We start from the raw sequence: 18,813 nt of genomic DNA, 5'->3' as shown, positions 1-18,813 counted from the left end.
GTCGCGTACAACCCCGACGGGGGGATGCGGGTCCAACAGGCGTGGCAGAGGTTCTCGATTTCACCGCGGTACAGACGAGGGGCACCGCCCTTCGTCCACCCCGCCGTCCCCGCTTGCCCGGTTCGGCCGGCGGCATGCCGGTGATCGCGCCGATGCCCGCGGCGCGGCCGACCCGCATACCCAATCAGCGCGACGGCGCGGACGACACGTCGACGGTGCCGGCCTCCGGCACGACGGTCGACCATCTCACCGAGACCTACCGCGCCCATTACCGCTCGCTTCTCGGGCTCGCGGCACTCCTCCTCGACGACACCGCCTCCTGCGAGGACGTCGTCCAGGAGGCGTTCATCCGCGTCCACTCGGCGCGCAAGCGCGTCCGTGACCCGGAGAAGACGCTCGCCTACCTGCGGCAGACGGTCGTGAACCTCTCGCGCTCCGCTCTGCGCCGCCGCATCCTCGGTCTGAAGCTGCTGTCGAAGCCGATGCCCGACATGGCGAGCGCGGAGGAGGGCGCGTACGACCTGCTGGAGCGTGACTCCCTCATCAAGGCGATGAAGGGTCTGCAGCGCCGGCAGCGCGAGGTCCTCGTGCTGCGCTACTTCGCCGACATGACCGAGGCCCAGGTCGCCGAGACCCTCGGCATATCGCTGGGCTCGGTCAAGGCGTACGGCTCCCGGGGTATCGCGGCACTGCGCGTCGCCATGGAGGCGCCGGCATGAGCGCACACGGCAGGGACGACGGACCCGACGGGCGCGACGGGCGTGATGAGCTCGGTGCCCGGAGGCGTGCCTCCTGGGGACGCCGGGACGATGACGAACGCGCCGAGGAGCGCGGGGACGAACGCGCGGAACAGCGCGGGTCGGACGGGCGCGTCGGGGGGCGCGGGCTCGAAGAGCACGAAGAAACGCAATCGCACGCTGGGAACGGAACTGTGAATCACGGCCCCGAAGAACAAGGCCCCCACCCCAAGGGCCGGCATCTCGAAGGCCGCTCTCCGGACGACTCGGGTACGGACGACGTGCGTTCGGACGACCCGCTTTCGGACGGTCCGCTTTCGGACGGTCCGCTTTCGAGTGACCCGCTTTCGGGCGACTCGCGTTCGGGTGACTCGGGGTCTGCCGACCTGAATTCGGCTGACCTGGGTACGGGCGCCTCGGGTACGGGCGCCTCGGGTACGGGCGCCTCGGGTACCAACGACTCGCTTACGGACGACTCGGGTACGGCCGAGCTGGATGTCGACGGGCTGCGCTTCGGCGCCCTGCGCTCGGTGGGCCTGCGGTCCGGCGGCCTGCGGTCGGGCGGCGCGGGTTCCGGCGGCTCGGGTTCGAACGGCTCGAGTCCGAAGGGGATGGGCGGGTTCGAGTCGGACGACGAGCTGGTGCTGCGCAATCTGCTGCAGCACGCGGTGGCGGAGATCGAGCCGCGGGACGGCACCCTGGAGCATCTGCGGCGGGCGGTACCGGCGCGGCGGGCGCGCAAGCGGCAGGCCGTCGTCGGCATGGCTGCCGCCGCGCTCTTCATCGGCACGGCGATCCCGGCCCTCGTCCACGTCTCCAACTCCACCGGCTCCGACGTCAACCCCTCCATCATGGGCAACGGCTCGCACACGCAGGGGACCGCCGGCCAGTCCAAGGGGCAGACCGGCGGGGACGGTTCGTCGGGCGGCTCCTCCGGCGGCTCCAAGCAGTCCGACAAGGACAGCGGCAAGGACAAGGGCGACAAGGGCAAGGGCGAGACCAACAGCTCCACGGGCGGCGCCCAGGCGACGCCCACGAGCGCTGCCTCCACCCTGTGCACGGGGATCCAGCTCGGCGGCGGCGCCAGCGTGGGTGCACCGGACTCCAGCGGCGCCGTCTACGGCACGTTCCGCGTCTCCAACATCTCCGGCACCAGCTGTACGGTCACCGGCGCGGGCGGCGTGAGCACCCTCCCGCAGGGTGCCGCGGACGGATCGAAGATCACCGTGGCGAACCATGTCGCAGGCGACGTGGCGGCCGGACTGCCCGACCCGTCGCTGTCCCTGACCCAGCTGGTGCTGGCGCCGGGAGCGGCGTACGAGGTGCAGTTCGCCTGGGTGCCTTCCGAGCCCTGTCCCACCACCACCAGCGGCGGTACGACCGACGGCGGCACCGGCGGCACGGACCCGTCACCGGACCCGACGCCCACGGGGGAGGCGACCCCCGGCACCACCACCGACGGCTCCAACTCCGTCTCCACCCAGCTCGTCACCGAGGACGGCGGCGTCGACGACGGCAGCGTCCTCGTCTCCCACAGCACCGAGGGCGGCATCGCCACCTTCACGACGACCGTCACCAACGCCTGCGCGGGCGTGGTCTACCGGACGGGCCTGTTGGCGGGCGCCTGAACGAACGCGCACCGGGAGCACCGCCGGACCGCGCGGTGCTCGCCGGTTCCGTCGGCGCGTGGCGGTTCTGGCGGTGATGACCGAGGTCTTTTGTCGGTCAGCAGACCCGCCTGAGTCTTCCTCGCCGGTCCTACTTGGCGGGCTCGGCTTCCCGGGAGTGGGGCTCGACCGGGCGGGTCTCGTTCGGCTCGTTCTCATCCGGCTGGTCGTCGTCCGGGACCAGGCCCAGTTCCGCGTCCCGGATGAACTCGACCTCGCGGCGGACCAGGCGGAACCACATGAAGACGACGAAGCCGGCGAAGACGAACCACTCGCCGGTGTAGCCGAGGTTCTGGAAGGCCTTGAGGTCGAGCCCGGTGTCCTGCGGGGTGGTTGCGGGCACGGTCTTCATGCCCGAGTCGGCCTTGTCGAGCGTGATCCAGGCGTCGTACAGGTCGTCCGGCACGAGGTTCACCAGCGTCGCCGCGCTGATCGCCGAGGTCTGCCCGGCCGGGAGCCCGCCCTGGACGGGCACGCCGTTCGACCCCGGGGTCTCGGACGCCTGCAGCGAACCGGTGACGGTGACCTCACCGGTGGGTGCGGCCGGGGCCCGGTCGGGGTCCGCGGCGCCGGGCAGCCAGCCCCGTACGACGGGCAGGGCCTTGTCCTCGTCGGTGCGCAGCAGCGTCAGCACATAGAAGCCGTTTTTGCCGTCCACCTCACGGTTCGGCACGAGGAGCTGCTCGCCGTACCGCCCGGTCACGGTGGCCAGCTCGCCGGAGGTCTCCTTGTCCACCGGCAGCAGCTCGTCCAGCGGCCGTGCCGGGGCCCGGTCCGCCGGATCGATCCGCTCGGTCGCCGCACGATGGTCCTGCATCCGGTCCTCGAACCGGCTCAGCTGCCACGACCCCATGAGCACGCAGAAAGGGATGGCGAGCAGCACGAAGACGTTGATCCCCCACCATCGGGGCGTCAGCAGAAACCGGTACACGCCTTCCACCGTACGGTGCCCGCGCCGGGCGCCCCGCCGCGGGGTCGGCCCCCACAGCCACCGCGGACCGCCGCTCAGTACCTCTCGACGAGGTGCTCACGCCCGGCCGGCGGCTCGTACGGCTCGGGCCAGAAGTCGGTGACCGTGGTTATCCGGCCGTCCGCGTCCCCCGTGAAGAAGGAGATCGCGTACATCTCCTCCAGCCCCACGGTGACGTGCACCCAGCTGACGACCTGCCCCGGCTGCCAGGATTCCCCTATGTGCCCCGGCTCCGCGACGATCCGCTCGATCCGGGCGTGCCAGTCGCCCGGATACTCCCGGTTGAACTCCACATACCGCTCCCTGCCGAGGATCCGCTCCCGCGTCTGCGGCAACTCGTACACGACGCCCTCCGCCAGCGTCTCGGCGAACGCGGCCCAGTCCCGGCCCTCGGCGGCGGCCCAGAAACTCTCGACGGTCTTGCGTAGATCGTTCCCTGAAGTCCCTGAAGTCCCTGAAGTCCCTGAAGTCGTTGGGGTCGTTGAGGCCATGGGGTGAGTCTGCACCCGGCCACTGACAATCGGCCCGGGCGAACCCGTCGGGAGCCGAAGTTATCCACAGGCTGGGGACCTCGGCGGCACATTGTCGTGCGGGCGGGGCAGTATGGGGCCATGACTGAGAGCAACGGGTCCACCCCGCAGGAGCAGAGCGGGTCCATGCCCGACTGGGAGAAGAGGTTCCGGGCGCCGAGGGTGTCCCTGCCGGACTGGGCGGAGGACGCACCGCATCGCTCGCTGTTCGTCTCCAACGCCACTGGCACATACGAGTTGTACGCGTGGGACCGCGCCACCGGCGAGCAGCGCCAGGCCACGAACCGGGCCAACGGCACGACGGACGGCGTGCTCTCGCCCGACGGTGAGTGGATCTGGTGGTTCGACGACAAGGACGGCGACGAGTTCGGCGTCTGGCGCCGCCAGCCGTTCCACGGCGGCCCGGACGAGGAGGCGGCACCGGGTCTGGACCCGTCGTATCCGGCGGGCCTGGCGATCGGCCGCGACGGCCGTACGGCGATCGTCGGCCGTTCCACGGACGAGGACGGCTCCACGATCCATCTGTCCCGGCAGGGCGAGACCCCCGTCGAGATCTACCGCCACCGTGAGTCGGCCGGCGTCGGCGACCTCTCGCACGACGGCTCGCTGATCGCGATCGAGCACACCGAGCACGGCGACGCGATGCACTCGGCGCTGCGCGTGGTCCAGCCGGACGGCAGGACGGTCGCCGAGCTCGACGACACCAAGGGCGGCACGATCGAGCTGGGCCTGGAGGTGATGGGCTTCGCCCCCGTCGACGGCGACACCCGGCTGCTCATCGGCCACCAGCGGGGCGGTCGCTGGGAACCGCTCGTCTGGGACGTGGCCTCCGGCGAGGAGACCGACCTCGGACTTTCCGGACGGCTGGAGGGCGACCTGAGCGCCGAGTGGTATCCGGACGGCTCCGCCCTGCTCGTCGCCCACAGCTTCGAGGCCCGCAGCGAGCTGTTCCGCTACGACCTGGCGTCCCGCGGCCTGGAGCGCGTGGACACCCCGCGAGGCACGGTCTCCGGGGCCACGGCCCGCCCCGACGGCAGCGTCGAGTACCTGTGGTCCTCGGCCGCCGAACCGCCGGTCGTCCGCTCCACCACGGGCGAGGTGGTCCTCGACCCGCCGGGCCTGAAGTCCCCCGGCTCGGTGGTGGTGGAGGACGTGTGGGTGGACACACCGGGCGGCCGCGTCCACGCCCTCGTCCAGCGCCCGGCGGGAGTGTCCGGCCCGTACCCCACCGTCTTCGACATCCACGGCGGCCCGACCTGGCACGACAGCGACGCCTTCGCGGCGGGACCGGCCGCCTGGCTGGACCACGGGTACGCGGTGATCCGCATCAACTACCGAGGCTCCACCGGTTACGGCCGCGCCTGGACCGACGCCCTCAAGCACCGGGTCGGCCTGATCGAGCTGGAGGACATCGCGGCGGTCCGGGAGTGGGCGGTGACCTCCGGTTTCGCCGATCCCGAGCGGCTCATCCTCACCGGCGGCTCCTGGGGCGGTTACCTCACCCTCCTCGGGCTCGGCACCGAGCCGGACGCCTGGACGCTCGGCATCGCCGCCGTCCCCGTCGCGGACTACGTCACCGCGTACCACGACGAGATGGAGGCGCTCAAGGCCATGGACCGCACCCTCCTGGGCGGCACGCCCGAGGAGGTCCCCGAGCGTTTCGAGGCCTCGTCGCCCCTGACGTACGTCGACGCGGTGAAAGCCCCCGTCTACATCTCCGCAGGCGTCAACGACCCCCGCTGTCCCATCCGCCAGGTCGACAACTACGTGGACCGGCTCGCCGCCCGCTCCGCCGTCCACGAGGTCTACCGCTACGACGCCGGCCACGGCTCCCTGGTCGTCGACGAGCGCATCAAACAGATCCGGCTGGAGCTGGACTTCGCCGAACGCCACCTGGGGGTACGCGCCTAGCGATCATCGCCCCCGCCGCCCCTACCCGTCCCGTTCCCCAGGGGCTGCCGCCCCTTCGCCCCCGCTCCGGTTGGTCGCCCATCCGCGGATGGGCGGGGGCTGGTCGCGCAGTTCCCCGCGCCCCTTGGCGGGTGGCTGATCGGCTCGGGGTCGTCACCGTGCCCCCCTGCGCCCCCCCTGATGTGGGGCGACGGCGAGCCGCATCTGCTGCCGGGCCTGCGCCGCGGGGGCCGGTGGGGACGACTGCTGCTGCCCGGAACGGGCGCCGACCGCGTGGACACCGTCCACGTCGCCGACGCCGTCCACGTCGCCGACGCCGCCGCCGAGGCGCATGTGCTCGCCGTGGAAGCACTGGTGGCGGGCTCCCCGCTCGCGATCGTCCCCAGGCAACGTCGAGGGCGCCTCTCAGGCGGCCACCAACACGTCCTCGTCCCCCCGAGCCCCCTCCGCCGCCGCCAACAGCTGTACGAGCGTGGCCCGAGCCCGGGCCACGCGGGACCGCACCGTCCCGATCGGGCACCCGGTCAGCTCCGCCGCGTCCTCGTAGGACAGCCCCAGCATCTGGGTGAGGAGGAACGCCTCACGCCGCTCCTCGGGCAGCGCGCCCAGCAGATCGGCGAGCGCGACGCCGTCGTCGAAGCCGGGCAGCCAGCGCGGCTGGGCGTGCTCGACGGCCAGCCGCCAGTCCGGTACGTCGGACAGCCGGGGCCGGGCCGCCGCGTACCGGAAGCTGTCGGTCACCGCCCGCCGGGCGATGGACAGCAGCCACGTACGGGCGGAGCAGCGCCCCTCGAACCGGTGCAGGCTGCCGAGCGCCCGCAGGAACGTGTCCTGGGCGAGGTCGTCCACCGCCTGGGGGTCCGCGCAGAGGTGGGCGACGAACCGCTGGACGTCACGGTGGAGCGCGCCGACGAACCGTTCGACGGCCTCCGGGTCCCCGCCGCGGGCGGCGAGCGCCCAGGCGGTTATGGACTCGTCGGTCGTCGACCGGGCCTGCGGGACCGACGCGGGCAGGGGAGTAAGGGTGATCACCTGGTGTCCTTCTCGGGGCATCCGGGACCGGACCACCGACACGGTCACGTGAGCGCACACAGCCGCACGCCGCACAGCCGTACAGAGACAGACGGGCGTGCGTGTGGGTACGTGGGAACGCGTCCGGCGGTCCGGTGAGGAAGGGAAGCCGGCCGTACGGCACGCGCGGGGGCGGCGTACGGCCGAAGCCCGAAGCGCGAGCCGTGGTGGCTGCCTCGGGTCACCGGCTGTCGTCAGCTGACAGCGGTCCCGGCGGGCGGACCCCGAGAGGTGATGACATGGACGAGAAGGAGCCGGCGCGGTGAACGGTCCGAACGGCCGCGGCGCACGCGGGGGCGGGGCCGCTCCGCCGCGACGGGCAGTGCGAGCGACAGCCGCAGCGGCGCGGCCAGCCAGCCAGCCGGCCACGGCCCGCAGCAGCCCGAAGGCCGCGCGTTCGCCGTACGCCAGCCACAGACCGCACAGCAACGCGGCCAGCAGATGCGCGGCGAACATGCCGGACGAGGACGCGTACATGGACGCGAGCGAGGACAGGAGCGATGAGGAGGACGCGGACGAGCCGTCCAGGAGGTACCCGGTGTGGTCCACATGGTCCATGTGACCGGCCGCACCCGTGTGGACCGTGTGAACCATGTGGGCGGAACCCATGTCCATGAGCCCTGCCGAGCCCGTCGAACTCGTCGAGCCCGTCCAACTCATCGAGCTCATATGGCCGTTGGCAGCCATCGGGGCCGACGACTGTGCCAGCTCGAAGCCCAAGTGGAGGGCCGTCTGGGCGGCGATCACGACGGAGGTGACCAGCGGGAGCCCGCGCTCACGTCCGGCCAGGCACCAGCCGACGGCACCGGTCGCGGCGGCCCCGGCGGCCAACGCCCACCAGGGAACGTGGCTGCCGGACATCATCACGTGGCCCAGGGCGGCGAGCAGCACACAGACGGCCGCGAACATCGCGGCGCGTGTCGTGCGCGAACCCCACCCTGTGGTCATGGCGCCCCATCCTCGCATCCGGACACCGCCGTCACCCCGTCCTCCTTGAGTACGGATTTCCACCCGCCGTCGCACTCACACCACCAACTGTGATCCGGATCACGCAGGAACCGGCCGTGCCGATGAGGCAGTCTTCTGCCTTGTGGGGAGCCCTTCGCAGCAGAACAGCCGTACCGGTCCGGGCAGACAGGCGGGTCCGGCCGACCCGGCCGGCCCGGGCACACCGTCCGGTCCGGTCGGCGCGGGCCGGCAGCTCGTTCCGAGCCGGCGGAGCAGGCCGACCGCTGACTCCGGCGCACATATGGTCGTCTGCGGCGACGACGGGCTGGCGCACCGGCTCGCCGCCGAACTGCGCACCGTGTACCGGGAACAGGTGACGCTCGTCGTGCCGCCCACCGCGCGGATCGCGCAGCGGCCGGTCGTCGGGCGTGCCCGGACCGCTGCCGCGCTCCTCGACCGGGTGACGGCGGTGGTCAACCGGGCCGCCGGCGCCGGCGATCCGGCGGCCGGCGACCGGACCGGAGAACGCGGCGACCGCGACCGGGGCGACCGGGGCGACCGGGGCGGGGACAGGAACACCCGGGACGGCGGCGAACGGGTCCTGGAGGCCGGAGAGGCCACCGAGGCCGTGCTCGCCGAGGCCGGGGTGGAGCGGGCCGCCGCGCTGGCACTCGTGTACGACGACGACGAGACCAACATCCGCGCGGCCCTCACCGCCCGGCGCCTCAACCCGCGCCTGCGGCTCGTCCTGCGGCTCTACAACCGCCGGTTGGGGCAGCACATCGAGGAACTCCTCGACCAGGCCTCGGCGTTGGCGACGGGCGGCGCCGCCGCCGACGGGGTCGACGGCTTCGGTGCCTCGACGACCGTCCTCTCCGACGCCGACACCGCCGCGCCCGCGCTGGCGGCGACCGCCGTCGCCGGCACCACCAAGGTCGTCCAGACGGACGGACTGATGCTGCGGGCCGTGGAACGCCCGCCGGGCCGAGGCGGTCAGAGCCCGGGAGGCCTGTGCACGCTCGCGCTCCTGTCGGCCACCACCAACGACCCCGCCGGAACCGAGGGTTCCGAGGGTAGCGGGGAGCGCGGCCCCCAACTCCTGCCCGACGAGCGGGCGGTGGCCGAAGCCACCGGGCGCGGAACCGTCGTACTCGACACCGTGCGCTACGCGGGACCCGCGCTGCCGCCGGGCCGGGTGAGCGGCGGGTCGCTCGGGGCCTTCGGGGCGTTCGGGTCGCTGCTCTCGCGACGGCTGCGCTGGTCCCTCGCGGGGATGATCGCGTGTGTGTTCGCCCTCGCCGTCGCCCAGATAGTGATCACCGGGGAACACCCGCTCCAGGCGACGTACGCGACCCTCCTCGACCTCTTCGGGATCGCCGACCCGGCGACCGACCAGAGCGACTCCCGCCAGATCCTCCAACTCCTGTCGGGCCTGATGGGCTTACTCCTCCTGCCCGTGCTCCTGGCCGCCGTGCTGGAGGCCCTCGGCACCTTCCGCAGCGGCACCGCCCTCCGCAAGCCGCCGCGCGGTCTCTCCGGACACGTCGTCCTCCTCGGCCTCGGCAAGATCGGCACCCGCGTGCTCGCGCGCCTGCGCGAACTCCACATCCCGGTCGTCTGCGTCGAGGAGGACCCCGAGGCGCGCGGCCTCGCGGAGGCCCGTCGCCTACGGGTGCCGGTCATCCTCGGCGACGTGACCCAGGAGGGCGTCCTGGAGGCTGCCAAGATCCACCGCGCCCACGCACTCCTCGCCGTCACCAGCTCCGACACGACGAACCTCGAAGCCGGCCTGTACGCCCGTTCGGTACGCCCCGACCTGCGCGTCGTCCTCCGCCTCTACGACGACGACTTCGCCACCGCCGTCTACCGCACCCTCCGCGCCGCCCACCCGGGCGCCCTCACCCGTAGCCGCAGCGTCACCCATCTCGCCGCCCCCGCCTTCGCCGGCGCGATGATGGGCCGCCAGATCCTGGGCGCGATCCCCGTCGAGCGCCGCGTCCTCCTCTTCGCCGCCGTGGAGGTCCGCGGCCACCCCCGCCTGGAGGGCCGAACCGTCGCCGAGGCCTTCCGGGCGGGGGCGTGGCGCGTGCTGGCGCTCGACACGGCCGCCCCGGGGGACTCCGCCACCGAGCGGACACCGGGTTCGGCCTCGGGCCTGGTCTGGGACCTGCCGCCCACATACGTCCTCCGCGCCGAGGACCGCGTAGTGCTGGCGGCCACGCGGCGGGGTCTGGCGGAGCTGTTGGGAAGGCGGGCGACGACGGGGGCGTAGCCCCCACTCACCCGCAGACGATCCCGTACGTGTCCCACGCGGGAAACGGATCGTCGAGGGCCGCCGCAGAATGAACCTCACCCGAGCCCACCAGACAGCCGGCCAAAGCCGAGCGCAGCGCACCCGCCCGCAACCCTGTCCCGATGAACAATGGCTCCTGTGCGTACGGTGCCTCGTCGTCCCGTGCGGCGGACGGCTCGAAGCGGGCGACGGACCCGGCCCGGGACCACAGCCCGACAACGCGCGGCCGGCTCGCGAGCGTCGGCAGCTGTTCGTACGCCATGGCCGGGCCCTCAGCCCTCGGGGTGGATCAGCCCGCGCTCGTACGCCTTCAGCAGCCGCTGCGGTACGAGGTGCGTGGCGCCACCGACCGTGAACGGCACCAGCTGCGGCGTGCTCGCCTTCCACTGGGCGCGACGGTGACGGGTGTTGCTGCGGGACATCTTCCGCTTGGGTACGGCCATGGGTCCTCCTCCACAGGTGATGGATCGGAACGCTACATGAAAATGGATCCCATTACTAAAAGAAGGCGGCAGCGCCGTGAGCAACCTCGCCCCGGGCGCCGTATGACAAGGGAGGGCCGAACAGACCCGCCCAGCACAGCCGTTCCCTACGGAGGTACCGTCCCCCGTGGCCACAACCAAGGAAGAAGCCCCCCAGCGCGGTCGGCACCTCGACCCACCCCTCCTCCTCACCATGCTGCTCGTCCTGGCCGTGGTGGCGCAGGGCCCCCTGCGCGGTCTGCTGTCCGCACCCGTGACGCAGAGCTGGATGACGGTGTTCGTGGCGGTGGTCGTGCAGGCCCTGCCGTTCCTGGTCATCGGGGTGCTGTTGTCGGCGGCCATCGCGGTGTTCGTGCCGGCGTCGTTCTTCGCCCGCGCGCTGCCGAAGCGGCCTGCGCTGGCGGTGCCGGCGGCGGGCATGGCCGGTGTGGTGCTGCCGGGGTGCGAGTGCGCCTCGGTGCCGGTGGCGGGCGCCCTCGTACGCCGGGGTGTGACGCCCGCGGCGGCGCTCGCCTTCCTCCTCTCCGCCCCCGCCATCAACCCGATCGTCCTGACGGCGACCGCCGTGGCGTTCCCGGGGAACCCCGAGATGGTGCTGGCCAGGCTCGTGGCGAGCCTGCTGGTGGCCTGCGCGATGGGCTGGCTGTGGCAATGGCTGGGGCGCGGCGAATGGATGCGCCCGCCGGAGCGGCCGTCCTACGAGGGCCAGAGCAAGGGCGCGGCCTTCTGGGGCTCGGTGCGGCACGACGTGATGCACGCGGGCGGATTCCTGGTCGTCGGCGCGATGGCGGCGGCCACGCTCAAGGCGGTCGTCCCGGCGAGCTGGCTGAACGCCGCCGCCGACAACCCCGTCATCGCGATCCTCGCCCTCGCGGTCCTGGCCGTACTCCTCTCGATCTGCTCGGAGGCGGACGCGTTCGTGGCGGCCTCCCTGACCCAGTTCTCCCTGACCTCCCGGCTGGCCTTCCTGGTCGTCGGCCCGATGATCGACCTGAAACTCTTCGCCATGCAGACCGCCACCTTCGGCCGCGCCTTCGCGCTCCGCTTCGCCCCCGCCACCTTCGCCCTGGCGATCCTGGTGTCGGCCCTCGTCGGGGCGGTGCTGCTGTGAACCGTCAGGCCCAGACCGTCATCCTCTTCCTCACCGGCGGCGCCCTCCTCCACGCCGGCTTCACCGACCTCTACCTCCGCTACGTCAAGGCCGGCCTCCGCCCCCTCCTCATCGGCGCGGGCATCGTCCTCATAGCCGCCGCCGTCGCCACGGTCTGGTACGAACGCCGGGCGCGGCGACAGGACGACGAGCAGCACACCCATGACGAGCAGCACACCCATCACGAAGAGCACACCCATCACGAACCCCGGGTCTCCTGGCTCCTCGTCCTCCCCCTCCTCGCCCTCGTCCTGGTCGCCCCGCCCGCGGCCGGCTCCTACACCGCGATGCGCACCGGCGCGGCCCTCCAGCAGCAGCCCTGGGGTTACCCCACCCTCCCCGCCGACGGCCCCCTCCGGCTGAGCGTCGCCGACTACGCAGGCCGCGCGGTCTACGACAAGGGCCGCGCCCTCGCCGGCCGCCCGCTCAAGGTCACCGGCTTCCTCGCGTTCGACGACTCCGGCACCCCGTACCTCGTCCGTATGGCCCTCAACTGCTGTGCCGCCGACGCCCAGCCCGTCAAGATCGCCCTCACCGGCGAACTCCCGGCCGTCCTCCAGCCCGACACCTGGATCGAGGTCACCGGCACCTACACCCCGAAGCGGACCAAGGACCCGCTCAACGGCACCGCCGTCCCGTACCTCCACGTCACCACCACCAAGCCGGTCAAGGCACCCCAGGATCCGTACGACGAGGCCTGGAACGGCTGAGGCGCGGCGGCGCCCTGGATAGCTGACGGGCCGTCAGATATCGTGCGCCCGCAACGCCGTATCCGAAGGGATGAGCCCCGTGCAGACACGCCCCGAGAGCCCGCAGCCGCCCGGCACCCCGCGCTGGGTCGCGATGTTCTACGAGCCCTCCTCGGTCTCCTGGCGCGTGGGCGCGGAGTCGCGGTACCGCTTCCCGGTGGCGTACGCGATGGGCGAGATGGCCCAGACCCTGAGGGCACGCGGCGCCGATCCGGTCGTCACGCTGTGGGGTCCGAGGGGCGGGGAGTGGGAGCGGCACGACTCGCCGGCCGCCGCCCCGCCGCAACCGCGGCCCGGAGACGTCAGGGCCCCCGGCGGTGAACCCGGCAAGCGCGAAGAGCGCCTGACCGACCGGCGGCAACAGGTGCTGATGGCCGGGCTGGGCAAGGCGGGCCTCTACGACCTCGCACCGGACGACCTGGCCGCCGTACAAGCCGTTGTGGACGAACTCGACGAGACGACCGTCCGCAGGATCGCCCACTGGCTCGCCGCGGCGGGCGGCGGCCGGCCGGGGGCGTCGGAGGCATGAAAGGGCCCGGTCGCTGGCGACGGGGGATGCACCAGCGACCGGGCTATGGCCAAGGCTAACAAGGCTGCTCGTAGGACGGGAGCCGACTGCTCGACTGCGATGACAAGTTGTGATCGGGATCACGTGGGTGGCTCTGATTGGCCAAACGTTTGTTAGGCGACTGTTTGGGGTGCCGCCCAAACGTTTGTTAGCTCCGCCCCGACCCGCCCAAACGTTTGTTAGCTCCGCCCCGACCCGCCCAAACGTTTGTTCAGGCACCCTCACACGGCGGCTCGTACGACAGCCGAGGCAGGTACTCGTCCCACTTCTCCCGCGTGAGCACCCCGCGCGTCGTCGAGCAGATGTGGTGTACGGCGTCGTCGACGTCCAGATTCCACAGCCGTACCGTGTCGGCGCCGCTGGACACCCCGAGCATGTGGCTGTCGGGGCTGAAGGACAGAAAGTGGCCGGTCCTGGCGTTGGGGCTCATCGACCGGCCGATGGGGGAGGCGTCGGCGGGGCGGGTGACGTCCCAGAGGTGGACGGTGCTGTCGTTGCCGCCGCTGGCCAGGGTCCGGCCGTCCGGGCTGAAGGTCAGCGACACGACCGCCTCGGTGTGGCCGATGAGCGGGGACCCCAGCCGGGTCGCCTCGCCGGGGTCGGAGACGTCCCAGAGCCTGACCGTGTCGTCGCCGCCACCACTGGCCAGCGTCTTGCCGTCCGGGCTGTAGACGAGGTCGCTGACCGCGCCGCGATGGGCGGTGAGAGGTCCGCCGAGCCGGGTGGACCGGTCCGGGTCGGCCACGTTCCACAGCCGGATGGTGCCGTCCGCGCTGCCGCTGGCGAGCGTGCGGCCGTCCGGGCTGAGGACGAGGGCGAGGATGTAGCCCTTGTGGCCGGTGAGGGGCTTGCCGAGCGGGACGACGTGGGACGGGTCACTGACGTTCCACAGCTGGACGTCGTGGTCGCCGTAGGAGGTGGCCAGGACGCGCCCGTCCGGGCTGTAGGCCTGCGCGTCGGTGTACCGGATGCGCAGCGTGAGGGGCGAGCCCCGCAGGACCGGGCGGGCGGGGTCGCTGACGTCCCACAGATACAGCGCCCGGTTTCCGGCCACGATCGAGAGAGTGCGGCCGTCGGGCGAGAAGGCCAGGGAGCGATTGCCGCTGTCCTCGAGGGTGAACGGTTCCCCCAGCAGCACAGGCCGGCCGGGCTCCGCCACGTTCCACAGCCGGATCAGGCCGTCGCGCCCGGCCGTGGCCAGCACCCGCCCGTCCGGCCGGAACACTCCGTTCCGGCCGACCATGTCCGAGGTCGGTACCGACCACAGCCGGACCTTGCTGTCACCGCTTCCGGTGGCGAGGGTCCGGCCGTCGGGGCTGAACCCCAGGGCGAACATCTCGCCGCTGGCCCCGGCCAGGGGTTCGCCGACCTGCGACGGGTACGCCGGGTCCTCCACGTTCCACAGGCTCGCCGTACTGTCCGCGCTGGCGGCGGCGAGCAGCCCCCCGCCGGGACTGAAGGCCACGGACCAGATGGGGCCGGTGTGCCCGGTGAGCGGCGCCCCGACCGCGCTCGCCCGCCGTGGCTCGGCCACGTCCCAGAGCCGGACCGTGTTGTCCGAGCTGCCGCTGGCCAGCGTCCGCCCGTCGGGACTGAAGGCCAGCGAGTGCACCAGGCTCGTATGGCCCTCGAGCACCGTGCCGAGGGGCGCGGGATCACGCGGATCGGCCACGTCCCACAGCCTGATCGTGTTGTCGTCGCCCCCGGTAGCCAGCGTCTTCCCGTCCGGGCTGAACGCCACGGCGCGTACGGGAGCGCTGTGCCCGGTGAGCGGCGCGCCGAGCTCCGTCGCGTGCGCCGGGTCGCTCACGTCCCACAGCCGCACGGTCTGGTCCTCGCCCACGGACGCCAACGTCTTCCCGTCCGGGCTGAAGGCGAGCAGGAAGATCGTGCCGTCGTGCCCGGTCAGCGGTGCGCCCAGCTTCCGTGGAGCACGCGGATCCCGTACGTCCCACAGCCGGATCGTGCCGTCGTCGCCGGCGCTGGCGAGCGTACGGCCGTCCGGAGCGAAGACCGCGCTGCTCACCCAGCTCGTGTGCCCGGTGAGCGGCTTGCCCAGGGCCTTGGGCCGGGACGGGTCCGCCACGTCCCAGAGCCGTACGGTCCGGTCGTAGCTGGCGGTGGCCAGGTACTTCCCGTCCGGGCTGAACGAGGTGAGGTAGACCGCACCTCCGTGGCCGAGGAGCGGGGTGGCCAGGGGCGCGTTGACGATCGAGACGAGCCGGTTGTTCGTGCCCTCGTCGTCCGGCCGCAGACTGTGCGCCACCAGGTCGAGCTGGGCGGAGAGCGACGGATCCGAGTACTGGACGCGATCGGCCTGGGCGACCACCTGTTCGAACACCGCGTCGTTGCGCTGCTGCCACGCCACCACCGCCGAGCCGACGGCCACCAGGGCGAATGCCACCAGCGCCGCCACGGCGCTCCGCCTGATCCGGACCGTACGCCGGCGCAGCCGGACCGAGGCGGCCAGGAACTCCACCGCGCTCCGGGTCAGGAAGGTGCCCCCACTGTCTCCGGCGTCCTTGGTGGACTTCGCCCAGGTGTGCGCCTGTTCGAGGCGCGAGCCCCGGTAGAGCAGCGAGGAGTCGCGCTCGGAGTCCTCCCAGGCCCGGCCGTCCTCCTCCAGCCGCTGCCGCAGCAGGTGATCGTTGCGCCCCTCGTCGATCCACCCCCGCAACCGGGGCCAGGCGTGCAGCAGCGCCTCGTGGGTGATCTCCACGGTCTCCGCGTCGAGCGTCAGCAGCCGGGCGCGGACCATCGCCTCCAGCGACTCCTCCGTCTTCTCCGGGTCCGCCGACCCGTCCGCGAGCTGCCGCCGCGTGCCCCGACGCCGCGTGGCCTGCGTGTCCTCGTTCAGCCGGACCAGCCGTAGCAACAGCAGCCGCGCGGCCGTCCGGGCCGCCGGGTCCAGCCCCGACCAGGCCCGCTCGGCGGTCGCCGCCACCGCGCCCTGGATACCGCCCGCCGCCCGGTACCCGGCCAGCGTCAGCCGCCCCGCCTTCCGCCGCTGCCACGTCACAAGCAGGGCGTGCGACAGCAGCGGCAGCACGCCCGCGTCGTGTGCCCCGCGCGGCCCGTCCGCACTCACCTCCCGCACGATCAGCTCCGCGAGCCCCGGCTCCAGCTCCAGCCCCACGGCCTTGGCCGGCCCCGTCACCGCCTCCCGCAGCTCCGCCGTCGTCAACGGCCCCAGCACCATGTGCCGGTGCTGCAACGCGTCCGCCAGCTCCGGATACCCGAGGCACTGCTCGTAGAAGTCCGCACGAACACCGAGCACCACGGCCAGAGGCGCCGGCCCGCCCGCCTCCCCCGGGGTGCACGCCGCACTGAGCAGCTGGAGGAACGTCCGCCGGTCCGCTTCGTCGGAGGAGAGGGTGAAGGCCTCTTCGAACTGGTCGACGATCAGGACGGGGCGGGTGGGGGTGGGGGCAGGGGATTCGGTGGGGGAGGTGGCGCCGGTGGGGGATGCCGTGGAAGTGGGCGGGGGAGTGCCGTGGGGCGAAGGGCCGTTGGGTGCAGGCGTGCGGTTGGGGGCGGAGGCCGCGTTGCCGTCGTCGGCGGTCTCTCGTCGCCGCACCCACGCGGCGACGGCCTCCCGCACCGCGTCGGCGAACATCGGCGTACCGGGCTCGTACGCGGCGGACACGACCCGCCCCAGCTCCGGTATTCGACGGGTCAGCTCCCCGATCGGATCGGCACCCGGCACGAGCTGCAGCACTTCGCCGGTCCTCCGGCCGCCCGCGTGCCCCGCACCCACCTGGCTGCCGCCACCGTCCAGAGCCCCGCCGCGCACCGCGGGCACGACCCCGGCGTTCAGCAGGGAGGACTTCCCGGCGCCCGAGGCGCCCACGAGCATGACCAGGCCACCCGTGCGTTCCGCCGCGCGCAACTGCTCGACGAGCGCGTCGGTACTCCGCTCCCGCCCGAAGAACCACCGGGCGTCCTGCTGCCGATACGAGGCCAGCCCCCGGTAGGGGCAGACACCGCCGGGCAGGGACGAGCCCGCGCCGGGAGGGTGCTCGTCCATCGTCGCGACGGACGCGGCTGCTGCCGTGGCGGACGCGGACTCCGCCGGGCGCTCCCCGACGGGATCGGCCAGGGCCCGCTCCCACAGCCGCTGCCACTGGGCCGTGTCGTACAGCCCTTTGGACACCGCGACGGGCCGCGCGCGCCGGGCCTCGGGGATCAGGACCTGCAGTACGGCGGCGAGGGCGGCGAACTGCGCGGGCACGTTCCTGGCCCGCCGCCAGTCGCTGATCCGCTGGGCGGAGACCCGCACGGGCCGCCCGCGTTCGTCGACCCGCTGCAGCCGGACGACCGACTCGGAGACGCTTTTGAGGGGAGGATTGCCCGCTTCCTTGTACAGCAGCGCGAGACGTTCCGCGAAGGCCGTGCGTGCCCCTGAGTCGTGACTCAAGGCATCCACCCCTTAACTTCTCCCGCTACCTGGGCATCCGGACCGGAAAACTCACCTTATATGTCTGACCTGCGGAAAAGCCGTCACCGGATCACCGGACCCTCCTCCCGACCACCCCCGACTGGCAGGATCAGCCCGAGCAGCCCGCACCGGTGCACCACACACGTAGGTCACCGGCGTAGCGCCCGCAAAGACGTTCCATCATGCCGCACACTTCCGGCCATCCTCAGCGACGCCCCGCTCCACAACCGACCTCGATCCACGTCCCCTGACACGGATCGACACCCCCGCGCCGTTCGGCACCGGTCCCCACGTGGGGAGGGACCGGTGCCGAACGAATCGACTCGGCGGTCACGGGCGGGGCGCACTGGCAGGGCCCTCGCCCCTTCGGGAATCTCGCGGACGACGGCGCCCTCGATGTCGACCTCCTCCTAAACAGGCGCACTGCCGGGCGCGTCCGGACGCCTCCCCTTCTCGGTGGTCGAGGTCTCGTCGGTCGGAAAACTCCGGAAAACTCGCTGATGGCACGCCAAATCGGGCCTGCGCCGCCAGTCCGGTTGCCCCGGAAGATCGGTACCTGGGACGATTCCACTTCGGATGCACGGGGCCCTGATCACGCAAAGACCAAGCCGGTCAATACAGAAGAAAAAGCGGACGTGAGCTGATGAGTGGAATCGAGACGCATGTCCTCTGGCATGTCCGTCATCTCACGGTGGAGGAGGACGGCCGGATCATCCACCGGGACGCGGACGGAAGCCTGCACCTGGACGAGGAGGAATGGAGGATTCTCGGCATATATTCCCGCCGGGAGGCGGCCGAGGCCCACCTCGAAAGAGCGAGGAAGCTTCCAGGGTTCTGTGACGAGCCGGACTGTTTCACCATATCGCCCCTGGAGATCGATGAAGACCTGTGGACCGACGGGTACTTCACCGAACGCCCGGACGGCTCGGTCGAAGACTGAACTCCTGCATCGTCATATCGTCCGGACCGCACGCTGCTGAGAGGCTGGCATGGAAAAGACCGTACATCTCCTGGTCCACAGGCATCATCTGGCGGAGGAAAGCCAGGTCACCACCGACTTCATGGAGGACGGCGAACCGCTCTTCTGGGACGACCGCGACGACAGCTACATGGTTATGGGGCTCTATTCCAGCAGGGCGCTGGCCGAACAGCGCATCGAGAGCGCGCTGCGGCTTCCCGGATTCAATCTGGCCCCCGACGGGTTCTCCATCCACGAGTACACGCTGGACTCCGAGCACTCGACCAAAGGCTTCCGCGTGAAAACCGGCGGCGAATAACCCGGCACAAACACTTCGGGGG

Annotated in this window: 15 protein-coding genes and 2 pseudogenes; 9 read left to right on the top strand and 8 right to left on the bottom strand. The window is 72.1% G+C overall.

The window, feature by feature from the left end; all coding sequences use genetic code 11:
• Positions 1–41: 41 nt before the first annotated feature.
• Positions 42–719: a SigE family RNA polymerase sigma factor gene (locus tag ACFU53_RS30220; RefSeq protein ID WP_383999219.1), complete on the top strand. Its 678-nt coding sequence runs from the start codon at positions 42–44 to the stop codon at positions 717–719.
• A gap of 212 nt (positions 720–931) precedes the next feature.
• A complete protein-coding gene (locus ACFU53_RS30215) occupies positions 932–2,365 on the top strand; it encodes a hypothetical protein (RefSeq protein ID WP_383999217.1) in 1,434 nt (477 codons plus the stop codon).
• A 130-nt stretch (positions 2,366–2,495) separates the two neighbouring features.
• Here the strand turns inward: ACFU53_RS30215 and ACFU53_RS30210 are convergent, their stop codons facing one another.
• Complete coding sequence (locus tag ACFU53_RS30210; protein ID WP_383999214.1) at positions 2,496–3,335, bottom strand: SURF1 family protein; 840 nt, start codon at positions 3,333–3,335, stop codon at positions 2,496–2,498.
• Between the two features lie 74 nt (positions 3,336–3,409).
• Positions 3,410–3,865: a nuclear transport factor 2 family protein gene (locus ACFU53_RS30205; RefSeq protein ID WP_383999212.1), complete on the bottom strand. Its 456-nt coding sequence runs from the start codon at positions 3,863–3,865 to the stop codon at positions 3,410–3,412.
• Positions 3,866–3,985: 120 nt separating this feature from the next.
• On the opposite strand from ACFU53_RS30205, the gene ACFU53_RS30200 reads away from it, so the two are divergent.
• Positions 3,986–5,815 (top strand): prolyl oligopeptidase family serine peptidase, encoded by a 1,830-nt coding sequence (locus tag ACFU53_RS30200; RefSeq protein WP_383999209.1) that lies wholly within the window; start codon positions 3,986–3,988, stop codon positions 5,813–5,815.
• 153 nt (positions 5,816–5,968) lie between these two features.
• Here the strand turns inward: ACFU53_RS30200 and ACFU53_RS30195 are convergent, their stop codons facing one another.
• From ACFU53_RS30195 to ACFU53_RS30185, 3 genes and pseudogenes are all read right to left on the bottom strand, one after another.
• Positions 5,969–6,205, bottom strand: coding sequence for a hypothetical protein (locus ACFU53_RS30195; RefSeq protein ID WP_383999206.1), 237 nt, complete (start codon positions 6,203–6,205; stop codon positions 5,969–5,971).
• 15 nt (positions 6,206–6,220) lie between these two features.
• Complete coding sequence (locus ACFU53_RS30190) at positions 6,221–6,868, bottom strand: sigma-70 family RNA polymerase sigma factor (RefSeq protein WP_383999203.1); 648 nt, start codon at positions 6,866–6,868, stop codon at positions 6,221–6,223.
• Positions 6,869–7,080: 212 nt separating this feature from the next.
• A pseudogene (locus ACFU53_RS30185) lies at positions 7,081–7,795 on the bottom strand (hypothetical protein).
• A gap of 340 nt (positions 7,796–8,135) precedes the next feature.
• Between ACFU53_RS30185 and ACFU53_RS30180 the strand changes: the two are divergent.
• Positions 8,136–10,106, top strand: coding sequence for an NAD-binding protein (locus tag ACFU53_RS30180; protein WP_383999200.1), 1,971 nt, complete (start codon positions 8,136–8,138; stop codon positions 10,104–10,106).
• Positions 10,107–10,113: 7 nt separating this feature from the next.
• Here the strand turns inward: ACFU53_RS30180 and ACFU53_RS30175 are convergent.
• A pseudogene (locus ACFU53_RS30175) lies at positions 10,114–10,368 on the bottom strand (GTP-binding protein); the annotation flags it as partial.
• 31 nt (positions 10,369–10,399) lie between these two features.
• Positions 10,400–10,570 carry a 50S ribosomal protein L32 gene (gene rpmF, locus ACFU53_RS30170; RefSeq protein ID WP_383999198.1) on the bottom strand — a complete coding sequence of 57 codons (171 nt, stop codon included), beginning with the start codon at positions 10,568–10,570 and terminating at the stop codon, positions 10,400–10,402.
• A gap of 166 nt (positions 10,571–10,736) precedes the next feature.
• Between rpmF and ACFU53_RS30165 the strand changes: the two genes are divergently transcribed.
• The 3 genes from ACFU53_RS30165 to ACFU53_RS30155 all read left to right on the top strand — a co-directional run bounded on the left by ACFU53_RS30165 (position 10,737) and on the right by ACFU53_RS30155 (position 13,037).
• Positions 10,737–11,720 (top strand): permease, encoded by a 984-nt coding sequence (locus ACFU53_RS30165; RefSeq protein WP_383999195.1) that lies wholly within the window; start codon positions 10,737–10,739, stop codon positions 11,718–11,720.
• The gene (locus ACFU53_RS30160) at positions 11,717–12,469 is read left to right on the top strand and encodes a TIGR03943 family putative permease subunit (RefSeq protein WP_383999192.1); all 753 of its coding nucleotides are present in this window, start codon (positions 11,717–11,719) and stop codon (positions 12,467–12,469) included. The genes ACFU53_RS30165 and ACFU53_RS30160 overlap by 4 nt, the downstream gene beginning before the upstream one ends.
• Positions 12,470–12,539: 70 nt before the next feature.
• Positions 12,540–13,037 carry a hypothetical protein gene (locus ACFU53_RS30155; protein WP_383999189.1) on the top strand — a complete coding sequence of 166 codons (498 nt, stop codon included), beginning with the start codon at positions 12,540–12,542 and terminating at the stop codon, positions 13,035–13,037.
• Between the two features lie 250 nt (positions 13,038–13,287).
• Here ACFU53_RS30155 and ACFU53_RS30150 read toward each other — a convergent pair whose 3' ends face one another.
• The gene (locus ACFU53_RS30150) at positions 13,288–17,502 is read right to left on the bottom strand and encodes a hypothetical protein (protein WP_383999186.1); all 4,215 of its coding nucleotides are present in this window, start codon (positions 17,500–17,502) and stop codon (positions 13,288–13,290) included.
• 655 nt (positions 17,503–18,157) lie between these two features.
• On the opposite strand from ACFU53_RS30150, the gene ACFU53_RS30145 reads away from it, so the two are divergent.
• The gene (locus ACFU53_RS30145; protein WP_383999183.1) at positions 18,158–18,454 is read left to right on the top strand and encodes a hypothetical protein; all 297 of its coding nucleotides are present in this window, start codon (positions 18,158–18,160) and stop codon (positions 18,452–18,454) included.
• 49 nt (positions 18,455–18,503) lie between these two features.
• Complete coding sequence (locus tag ACFU53_RS30140; protein ID WP_383999181.1) at positions 18,504–18,791, top strand: hypothetical protein; 288 nt, start codon at positions 18,504–18,506, stop codon at positions 18,789–18,791.
• The last annotated feature ends 22 nt before the right edge of the window (positions 18,792–18,813 follow it).

It is taken from the genome of Streptomyces sp. NPDC057474, assembly GCF_042802555.1.
In the GTDB taxonomy this organism is placed as follows: domain Bacteria; phylum Actinomycetota; class Actinomycetes; order Streptomycetales; family Streptomycetaceae; genus Streptomyces.
The sequence above is the reverse complement of the archived record's forward strand: the minus strand, read 5'-3'. Positions and strand labels throughout refer to the sequence as shown.